General features: G+C 59.7%; 8 protein-coding genes. 5 read left to right on the top strand and 3 right to left on the bottom strand.

Annotated elements, in window-relative coordinates; translation table 11 throughout:
• Window positions 1-136: 136 nt before the first annotated feature.
• Entirely contained in the window at window positions 137-754 is a 618-nt protein-coding gene (gene thrH, locus PMI21_RS00265) for a bifunctional phosphoserine phosphatase/homoserine phosphotransferase ThrH (RefSeq protein ID WP_007942165.1), read from the bottom strand.
• A gap of 171 nt (window positions 755-925) precedes the next feature.
• On the opposite strand from thrH, the gene PMI21_RS00270 reads away from it, so the two are divergent.
• From PMI21_RS00270 to PMI21_RS00280, 3 genes are all read left to right on the top strand, one after another.
• The gene (locus tag PMI21_RS00270) at window positions 926-1666 is read left to right on the top strand and encodes a phosphoadenylyl-sulfate reductase (protein WP_007942164.1); all 741 of its coding nucleotides are present in this window, start codon (window positions 926-928) and stop codon (window positions 1664-1666) included.
• A 474-nt stretch (window positions 1667-2140) separates the two neighbouring features.
• Window positions 2141-3682 carry an NCS1 family nucleobase:cation symporter-1 gene (locus PMI21_RS00275; protein ID WP_007942163.1) on the top strand — a complete coding sequence of 514 codons (1542 nt, stop codon included), beginning with the start codon at window positions 2141-2143 and terminating at the stop codon, window positions 3680-3682.
• A gap of 58 nt (window positions 3683-3740) precedes the next feature.
• On the top strand, window positions 3741-4469 hold the full coding sequence (locus tag PMI21_RS00280) for an aspartate/glutamate racemase family protein (protein WP_007942162.1): 729 nt from the start codon (window positions 3741-3743) through the stop codon (window positions 4467-4469).
• A 107-nt stretch (window positions 4470-4576) separates the two neighbouring features.
• Here PMI21_RS00280 and PMI21_RS00285 read toward each other — a convergent pair whose 3' ends face one another.
• The gene (locus tag PMI21_RS00285) at window positions 4577-5500 is read right to left on the bottom strand and encodes a LysR family transcriptional regulator (protein WP_007942161.1); all 924 of its coding nucleotides are present in this window, start codon (window positions 5498-5500) and stop codon (window positions 4577-4579) included.
• A gap of 124 nt (window positions 5501-5624) precedes the next feature.
• Between PMI21_RS00285 and PMI21_RS00290 the strand changes: the two genes are divergently transcribed.
• The gene (locus PMI21_RS00290) at window positions 5625-6371 is read left to right on the top strand and encodes a 3-oxoacyl-ACP reductase family protein (RefSeq protein ID WP_007942160.1); all 747 of its coding nucleotides are present in this window, start codon (window positions 5625-5627) and stop codon (window positions 6369-6371) included.
• 74 nt (window positions 6372-6445) lie between these two features.
• Here the strand turns inward: PMI21_RS00290 and PMI21_RS00295 are convergent, their stop codons facing one another.
• Window positions 6446-7141 carry an HAD-IA family hydrolase gene (locus PMI21_RS00295; RefSeq protein WP_007942158.1) on the bottom strand — a complete coding sequence of 232 codons (696 nt, stop codon included), beginning with the start codon at window positions 7139-7141 and terminating at the stop codon, window positions 6446-6448.
• Window positions 7142-7403: 262 nt separating this feature from the next.
• Here PMI21_RS00295 and PMI21_RS00300 point away from each other — a divergent pair.
• On the top strand, window positions 7404-10149 hold a 2746-nt coding region (locus tag PMI21_RS00300), incomplete at its 3' end, for a DUF6531 domain-containing protein (protein WP_007942157.1).

Raw genomic sequence — 10149 nt, 5'->3', positions numbered from 1 at the left:
GCGTGGGAATGCAGCCCGGGACGCTCCGCGTCCCAAAGCGGACGCAGAGCGTCCATTGAGGCATTCCCACGCGGAGCGTGGGAATGATCAGAGATCAAAAGATCGCAGCCTGCGGCAGCGCCTACTGGGATCGGGTTTACAGACTCAGATTGCGGTTCGAAGCCTTGATGAACTCCTGCTTCAACTCGGCAAAGCTGTGCACCGCCGGGAACTGTGGGAACTCGCGAATCACATTGTCCGGCGCATGGAACAGAATCCCGGCGTCCGCCTCGCCCAGCATCGTGGTGTCGTTGTAGGAATCACCCGCCGCGATCACTCGGTAGTAGAGGCTCTTGAACGCCAAAACCGACTGACGCTTGGGATCTTTCTGACGCAACTGATAGCCCGTAACCCGACCGGCATCGTCAGTAATCAGACGATGACAAAGCAAAGTCGGGAAGCCCAGTTGACGCATCAGCGGCTGGGAAAATTCGTAAAAGGTGTCCGACAGAATCACCACCTGAAAGCGCTCACGCAGCCAGTCGACAAATTCGCTCGCGCCTTCCAGAGGCTTGAGCGTGGCGATCACTTCCTGGATATCGGAAAGCTTCAGGCCGTGCTCGTCGAGAATCCGCAGGCGCTGCTTCATCAACACGTCGTAGTCGGGAATGTCCCGAGTGGTGGCCCTGAGGGACTCAATTCCGGTTTTTTCGGCAAAGGCGATCCAGATTTCCGGGACCAGCACACCTTCAAGATCCAGACAGGCAATTTCCACAAGACACTCCCATTGGTATTGTTTATGAGTAGAGCGAGCAAAAGGACTGCCGAACTCTAGCGACTCGCCCCCCTCTGCGCAACGCAGAGGGCCCACCAGCCGCCGCAGGATTTTGTTACCATCGGCACATATAGAGCGCCCAGCGCCACCGACCTGTAGGAAGCCGCCCTGATGAGCCCATCGTTCGATGTCGTGGAACTCGCCACGACCTATGCCAACAAATCCGCCCAGGACATCCTGAAACTCGCGTTCGCCGAGTTCGGCGATGACCTGTGGATATCTTTCAGCGGCGCCGAGGATGTGGTGCTGGTGGACATGGCCTGGAAGCTGAACAAGAACGTCAAAGTGTTCAGCCTCGACACCGGCCGCTTGCATCCCGAGACCTACCGCTTCATCGAACAGGTGCGTGAGCACTACAAGATCGATATCGAAGTGGTGTCGCCGGACTACAGCAAGCTCGAACCTTTCGTGAAGGAAAAAGGCCTGTTCAGTTTCTACAAGGATGGCCATGGCGAGTGCTGCGGCATTCGCAAGATCGAGCCGCTGCGTCGCAAACTGTCCGGCGTGACTGCCTGGGCCACCGGCCAGCGTCGGGACCAGAGCCCGGGCACCCGCAGCGCCGTCGCGGTGCTGGAAATCGACACCGCGTTTTCCACACCGGAACGTACCCTCTACAAGTTCAACCCGCTGGCGCAGATGACCAGCGAAGAGATCTGGGGTTACATCCGCATGCTGGAACTGCCGTACAACAGCCTGCATGAGCGCGGGTTCATCAGTATTGGTTGCGAGCCTTGCACCCGTCCGGTGCTGCCGAACCAGCATGAGCGCGAAGGTCGTTGGTGGTGGGAAGAAGCCACGCAGAAAGAATGCGGGCTGCATGCCGGGAACATCATCAGCAAGTCCAAAGCTTAAAAGATTGCAGGCTGCGATCTTTTGATCTTAAAAATGTGTACACAGAAATGTCACCATAAGTGCCATATCTGTGTGCACTTTTAGTTTCAGCGCCCCCAAAAGTTACATCCCCCTGTCCTGACTTCCTCAGTCGACCACTCCGACAATACCCCGTCCAAAATAAATACCTGTTCAATCGGTCAATTTATATCGTCTTTGTTTCAACTACTTATCTTCAATCAATAACAAAACGAAATTAGCGTTAAATTTTATAGATCACCGACTGGCACAAATCTGGCTTAAGTGAACACATGTTTTGTATACAATAAATACAAAAACATACACACACTTTAGATCCGCAAGCCTGAAGCGCCCTATCCCGTACAGGCTGCAGATGCCCCGTAACCAATGATGCTCTCCCGCCCGCGACGAAGATTTGTCGAGCCCACGCTCATGCACAGTCATCGCGGCAACGAGCTTCAGGAGCCTGCCGGAATGCGTACTAGCCTCCCCAATAACAATATTGCGCTGGATCTGCCCTCCCCCCTTTCCACCTCTGTGATTCACGATCAAACGTTTCAACCACCCGTCGTGCTCAGCCCCCGCCTGCACAACAAAGACCTCGCGCCGACCAAGGCCGAAGGTCGGCGCTGGGGTCGTTACAGCATCTTTGCCCTGTGGACAAACGATGTGCACAACATTGCCAACTACTCCTTTGCCATTGGCCTGTATGCACTGGGCCTGAGCGGTTGGCAGATTCTGCTGTCCTTGGGAATCGGTGCGGCGCTGGTGTATTGCTTCATGAACCTTTCCGGTTACATGGGCCAGAAAACCGGGGTGCCGTTTCCGGTGATCAGCCGGATCAGTTTCGGCATCCATGGAGCGCAGATTCCTGCATTGATTCGCGCCGTTATCGCCATTGCCTGGTTCGGAATTCAGACGTACCTGGCGTCAGTGGTCTTTCGCGTATTGCTGACGGCGGTGCATCCCGGACTCGCCGATTACGACCACAATTCGATACTCGGGCTGTCGAGCCTGGGCTGGGTGTGTTTCGTGGCGATCTGGTTCGTGCAGTTGGCGATCCTGGCCTATGGCATGGAAATGGTGCGACGCTACGAGGCGTTTGCCGGCCCGGTGATTTTGTTGACCGTCGCCGCCCTCGCCGGCTGGATGTACTTCCAGGCCAACGCCACCATCGCCTGGTCGATTCGCGAGCCGCTGAGTGGTGGTGAGATGTGGCGCAATATCTTTGCCGGCGGCGCCTTGTGGCTATCGATCTACGGCACGCTGATCCTGAATTTCTGCGACTTCGCCCGTTCTTCCCCCTGCCGCAAGACCATCCGGGTCGGAAATTTCTGGGGCCTGCCTGTCAACATTCTGGTATTCGCCGGGATCACCGTCCTACTGTGCGGTGCGCAATTTCAGATCAATGGCCGGATCATCGAAAGCCCGACCGAGATCATCGCGTCGATTCCCAATACCTTCTTTCTGGTACTCGGTTGCCTGGCGTTCCTGATTGTCACCGTGGCGGTGAACATCATGGCCAACTTCGTGGCCCCCGCCTTTGTACTGAGCAACCTGGCGCCCAAGTACCTGACCTTCCGCCGCGCCGGGCTGATCAGCGCGACCATCGCGGTGCTGATCCTGCCCTGGAACCTCTACAACAGCCCGCTGGTAATCGTCTATTTCCTGTCCGGCCTCGGCGCCCTGCTCGGCCCGTTGTACGGGGTGATCATGGTCGACTACTGGCAGGTACGAAAAGGCCGGATCAACGTGCCGCAGTTGTACAGCGAAGATCCCGCTGGCGATTATTACTACAGCCGTGGGGTCAATTTGCGCGCCGTGGCGGCGTTCATTCCGGCAGCCTTGATCGCCATTGTCCTGGCCCTGGTACCAGGTTTCGACAGCGTCTCGCCGTTCTCCTGGCTGATTGGCGCCGGGATTGCAGGGATGCTCTACTTGATCATCGCCAAACGGCAGCCTTACTACGCCGATGTCAGCGGTGAAGCCATCGCAGTCGATAACGTCAGCCATTAATCCTCTTGGCGGCCCGGGGACATCGGGCCGCAAAACCACCTCGCTAAAAGGACCTCCCATGCGAATTCTCGTGGTCAACGTCAACACCACCGAATCCATTACCCAGGCCATCGCCCGTCAAGCGCAGTCCGTGGCCGCGCCCGGCACGGAAATCATCGGCCTGACCCCGCATTTCGGCGCCGACTCGATTGAAGGCAATTTCGAAAGCTACCTGGCCGCCATCGCCGTGATGGACCGGGTCATGTCCTATGATCAGCCCTTCGATGCGGTGATCCAGGCCGGCTATGGCGAGCACGGCCGCGAAGGTTTGCAGGAGCTGCTCAACGTGCCGGTGGTGGACATCACCGATGCCGGTGCCAGCACCGCGATGTTCCTCGGCCATGCCTATTCGGTGGTCACCACCCTGGACCGGACCGTGCCGCTGATTGAGGATCGCCTCAAGCTCTCCGGGCTCTGGGACCGCTGCGCGTCGGTGCGGGCCAGCGGGCTGGCGGTGCTGGAGCTGGAGTCCGATCCAGAACGTGCGCTGGAGGCGATTGTCCGCCAGGCGGAATTGGCGGTGAGCGAAGACAAGGCCGAGGTGATTTGCCTGGGCTGTGGCGGCATGGCCGGGCTGGATGAACAGATTCGTCAGCGCACCGGCGTACCGGTGGTGGATGGCGTGACGGCGGCGGTGACCATTGCCGAATCGCTGGTGCGGTTGGGGTTATCGACGTCGAAAGTGCGGACGTATGCGACGCCTCGGCCGAAGACCATTATTGGTTGGCCTGGACGGTTTGGGCGCTAGACCGCGTTATCGTTCTTCGCGGGCAAGCCACGCTCCCACAGGGATTCGCATCATTCTGTGGGAGCGTGGCTTGCCCGCGATGGCCCCACCTCGGTCTTAAGCCAGGTTCAAAGCGCACTAAACCGCTGCCCCAACCCCTGCTCGGCAAACTGTTCAATGATGAAATCGACAAACGCCCGGGTCTTGCCCGGAAGCAGTTTGTGCTCGGCGTAATAGATGGAGATGTTGCCATCGTCGACGTACCAGTCGGGCAGCACCCGCTGCAAGGTCCCGGCGTCCAGATAGCCCACGGCAAACGGCATGCTCACTAACGCAATGCCCAACCCTTGGGCCGCCGTGGCGCAGGCAGCCTCCGAATCGCTCATGGTCATCCGCGGCTTGAGCATCAACGGGCTGTGTTGCCGGGTGCGACTGGTCAACTGCCAGGAACGCACGCGCCCCGTCTGCGGCGACCGTATCAGGATGCCATCATGGCGCTTGAGGTCGTGGGGCTCGACGATCGCCTCCCGGCCCGCAAGATACTCCGCCGAAGCCACCAGCACCCGATGGGCAGGCGTCAGCTTGCGCGCCACCACGCCCTGAGGCAGTTCGAATCCGCCACCAATCGCCGCATCGAACCCCTGGCCGATCAGGTCGACCTGACGGTTGTCGAAATGCCAGTCCGGGTTGATCGCCGGAAAGCGCCGCAAAAACTCTCCAAGCAACGGCACGATGTACAAGCGCCCGAACACCGTGCCCATGCTGACCTTCAGCGTTCCCGCCGGACGTCCTTCGGCACTGGCCAGGTTGGCCACGGCATTCTGGATCGTGTGCAGGCTGGCGCTGACTTCGCCGAGAAACAGCTGGCCGGCCTCGGTCAGCGTCAGGCTACGCGTGCTGCGCTGGAACAACCGCACACCGAGTCGCGCCTCCAGCTTGGCGACACTCTTGCCCACCGCCGCCGGTGTCAGGCTCAAGCGCCGCGCAGCTTCGGCGAAGCTGCCGACCTCGGCGCTGCGCACGAAGCATTCGATACTGCTGAAGGTTTCCATAAGCGTCACTATAAACTTCTGGTTTACACAGACTATAGCAATCACGGTCTACCCGCAGGGTAATGCGAAGCCGATACTCGACTCAGACAACAAGGCAACCCGCCTTGAACTTCTGGAGATCGACATGACCACTCAACACCTCAGCGGTAAAGTAGCTTTGATTCAAGGCGGTTCACGCGGCATCGGTGCTGCCATCGTCAAACGCCTGGCCGCAGAAGGCGCAACCGTCGCCTTCACCTATGTCAGCTCTACCGCCAAAGCCGAAGACCTGCAAAACAGCATCATCTCCGCCGGCGGCAAAGCCCTGGCCATCAAGGCCGACAGCGCTGATGCCGTCGCCATTCGCAATGCCGTCAACGCCACCGTCGAAGCCTTCGGTCGCCTGGACATCCTGGTCAACAACGCAGGCGTACTGGCCGTCGCACCGCTGGAAGACTTCAAACTCGAAGACTTCGACCAGACCCTGGCCATCAACGTCCGCAGCGTATTCATCGCCTCCCAGGAAGCTGCCCGACACATGACCGAAGGCGGTCGCATCATCAACATCGGCAGCACCAATGCCGAGCGCATGCCTTTCGCCGGTGGTGGCCCGTACGCCATGAGCAAATCGGCGCTGGTCGGCCTGACCAAAGGCCTGGCTCGCGACCTCGGCCCGCGGGGTATCACCATCAACAACGTGCAACCGGGCCCGGTCGACACTGACATGAACCCCGCCAACGGCGACTTCGCTGATAGCCTGATCCCGCTGATGGCCGTGGGTCGTTACGGCAACGTGGAAGAAATCGCCAGCTTCGTCGCTTACCTCGCAGGTCCCGAAGCTGGCTACATCACCGGTGCCAGCCTGACCATCGACGGTGGTTTCGGCGCCTGATACCCCGCTCGACTGAAACAAAAACGCCGGCAATCGATTGCCGGCGTTTTTTTGTGTCAGAGATTATCGAATGATCACGCCCATTCAAGCGCCGGCAAGCCACATGCGCTGGGCTTGAACGCCTTCAACGTACGAAGAATGCCGTCGGCGTGTGCGTATTTTTCGTCGGCCATCGCCGCATCCGGGACCGCAATGGCGGTCATCCCTGCAGCTTTCGCCGCAGTGACGCCGAACGGCGAATCCTCGAACACCAGGCAATCCCGGGGCGCGACCCCAAGGCGTCGCGCCGCCGTCAGGAAAATATCCGGCGCCGGTTTCGCCGCACCTACTTCCGGGTCGTCAGCGGTGACGATGAAGTCGAACAGCGCGAACCAGTCGCGGTGCAAGGTGGTTTTCTGACCAAACGACTGACGCGAGGAACTGGTGCCCACCGCGATAGGAATGTTGTTGGCCTTCAAGTGCCGAACCAGCTCCTCTGCGCCGGGCATCGCCAGCGCTGTCGGAAAACGTTCGCGCATCAGCGGCTCGCGGATCACCAGGAACTCTTCGGCGGTGATCGGCAGGTCCAGCGCCTCGACCACATAGCGCGCCAGATCACCCGCTCCACGCCCGATGATGTTCTGTTTGACGCTCCAGTCGAAGGTCCGCCCGTAGCGCTCGGCAATGATGGACGTGACCTCGGTGTAAATGCCCTCGGTGTCCAGCAGCAAACCGTCCATATCGAAAATCACGGCCTTGATCGGACCGAACTCATCCAAGGGTGCACTCATCGCATCTGATCCGTTTTCTCATGACATCCCAGGGCGGCTCAGGTATGGCCGAATCCGTGATGGATTAAAGGGTTCAGCAGCATAGCGAGCGCGATTGGTCGAGAGCAACGGGCAATGCCTGGCGGATACAAAATCCTTTACCGAGGGGTCCGCGATGATTTAGCGATTTCCCCTACACCAAACACCTCCTTTCCCGACTTCTTTCCTTTTTGATCCCCCGCAAAGTCTCTCGCTCCAAATTGATCAGCGCGAGGGACTGCGAATGTTCGAACCTGACAAGGTCCTGGCCTTGAACAACGCCATCGGTCTGTTGGTGGTCGCCGCCATGAACCCCGAGCAGCCGAACATCGAAGCGCTGCTCGGTGATTTCCGACTCTGCCTCAACGACTACGAGGCCTGGGCGGAAAACTTCTGGACCGCAGGAGCGCTGAACGTCGAGCAAGTGTTCAAGGTCGGCAACGAAGTCCGGCTCAGCGCACCGAAGGACTCCACCGCGCCTGTCAGTTCGACACTCGCCATGTGCCCCGCCAGCGGTCCGTTGACCCTGGTGCATATGTTTGAAGCCGCGCGTTTCGTGCCTATCGGCGATACGCCGGTGATGCTCGAGCCGGTTATCTCGCAGCGCAATGGTGAACTGACGTTCGGTGAGCCCGTCCACGCCACCATCGGCCCCAGCGGTATTCTCGAAATCCCCGAATGCTGGCGCGGTCATCGCTATCGCATCACCTTCTTTCCCAATGTCACCACTGAACACGTCAAAGCGCTCTACGCCTCCTATCAGGGCGTGATCGGCGAGCTGGAAGGCTGGTTGCGCAACGAATGGACGAGCGAATTCGAGCCTTTATGGGCAGATTTTTCCAAAGCAGGTTTCACCCAACGCTACGGCCTGCTGCAACAGGCTGACTGGCACGGTTTCGAGCGTTCGCTGCACGGCTTGTGGGATGACGTGAAGCAGGTCTATGCCCTGGTGGCGGACCTGCAAGGCAGCAGCGAAAAACTCCTTGAGTACCTGACACAAGGTGAACTTGAGACGCTGCTGAATGCTTCGACTGAAACCATTGCCAATGTGTTGCTGATGTTGAGCGATGAGCCGTTGATGTTCATCCATCTCGCAGCCTTCACCAGTTGGCTGAGGATGTTGCCGCCGCAGTACATCGCCGAAGTCGTGGCACAAGTTCGTACGGAAATATTGATCAGTTTCCTGCTGGTGCGTCTCACAGGTCCTACAGGCCTGAAGCTCGGCATGAGCGCCAAAGTGCTGGACAAGATCAAGTCCCAGCGGGCCCGGCAGTGGTTGGCGGCGGCCAGTTTGCGACTGGCCGAACTGACGGCCAAATCCGATCTGACAGCCCACGCTGGCATCCTCAAACCGCTCGTGGTCAGCGCGCGCAATACACCGCTGAAACCTGCACCGACAGTTCCGCTACAAATCAGTCCCGGCAACGCACCGGTTGTGCAGGTGAACAATCCGCTCGCCATTGCTCGGGACAAGTCTGCAGTCATGACCCGGCTGGGCCGTCACGAACCTCACCACGATGCACCGAATCAAGCGAAAAACCCCAATGGCGACAGTGCCGACTCAGTCGACAAAACCGCGACCAACGGCTGTCCGGTGTCGATGGTTACCGGCGAAGAACTGCTGACCCTGACCGACGGTTCGCTGGACGGGCTGCTGCCGTTTGTCTTCACCCGATTGTACCGCTCCAGCGCGGTGGACATCGATTGCGGGTTGGGCTGGGGCTGGAGTCATTCGCTGGCGCAGCGGTTGGAGCTGGGCGCCGAACAGGTCGTCTGGATCGACCACGAAAACCGTCGTACGACGTTTCCGTTGCCGAGCGTCGAGCGCCCGGCGATTCATAACAGTCTGTCGCGAGCGGCGATTTACCTCGGGGACGAGCCGGAGGAATTGATTCTCGCGCTGGCCGGCGAGACGAGCCGGTTCTACCACTTTCATAGCGGTCGGCTGACGGCGATCAGTGACACCTACAACAACCGCCTGCGCATCACTCGCGACCGCCAGGAGCGCATTCAACGCCTCGACAACGGTGCCGGTCGTGCCTTGCTGTTGCGCTACGAGCGCAGGCACCTGGTTGCCGTCGAATACCAGTCGTTTTGCCCCAGCGATGACTTGGGTGAAACCTGGCGTACAGAGCAAACGCTGGTTTTCTACCGCTACGACGCCCGCCAGCGCTTGATCGAAGCGACCAATGCCGCCGGGGAAAGCGAGCGTTACGACTACGACGACCGGCACGTGATTCTGCAGCGGCAACTGGCCGGTGGTGCGAGTTTCTTCTGGGAGTGGGAACGGTCCGGCAAGGCAGCACGCTGCGTCCGGCATTGGGCGTCGTTTGCGCAGATGGACGCGCGCTATGTCTGGGATGACCAGGGCAGCGTCACCGTCCGGAACATCGATGGCAGTGAAGAGGTTTACGTCCACGATGATCGGGCGCGGCTGGTGCGCCGGATCGGGCTGGACGGCGGTGAGCTGCTCAAAACCTACGACGACAGCGGGCAGCTGGTGGCCGAGCAGGATCCGTTGGGGGCTGTCACCGAATACCGCTACGACGACGTCGGACGGTTGGTGGCGCTGATTCCGCCGCAAGACGAGCCGACGGCCTACGAATACCGCAACGGCTTCCTGCATGCGCGCTATCGCGGCCAAGCGGCGTGGCGGTATCAGCGCAATGCTCAAGGGAGCGTCACCGAAGCGACCGATCCCGACGGCCAGGTCACTCACTATTACTACGACGAACAAGGCCGGCTGCTGTCGGTCCGCTACCCGGACACCAGTCGCCATCTGTTCGTCTGGAATGCCTTGGGGCAGTTGCTCGAAGAGACCTTACCGGACGGTGGTCAGCGGCGCTTTGCCTACGATGCGCTGGGGCGGCAGATTACCCGTCAGGATGAACACGGTGCGGTTACCCAGTACCAATGGGATGCCGTCGGCCGACTGATCCAGACGACGTTGCCCACCGGGGCCATGCGCGGGTTCAGCTACAACGCCTACG

Source organism: Pseudomonas sp. GM18, assembly GCF_000282195.1.
Classification (GTDB): Bacteria; Pseudomonadota; Gammaproteobacteria; order Pseudomonadales; family Pseudomonadaceae; genus Aquipseudomonas.
The sequence above is the reverse complement of the archived record's forward strand: the minus strand, read 5'-3'. Positions and strand labels throughout refer to the sequence as shown.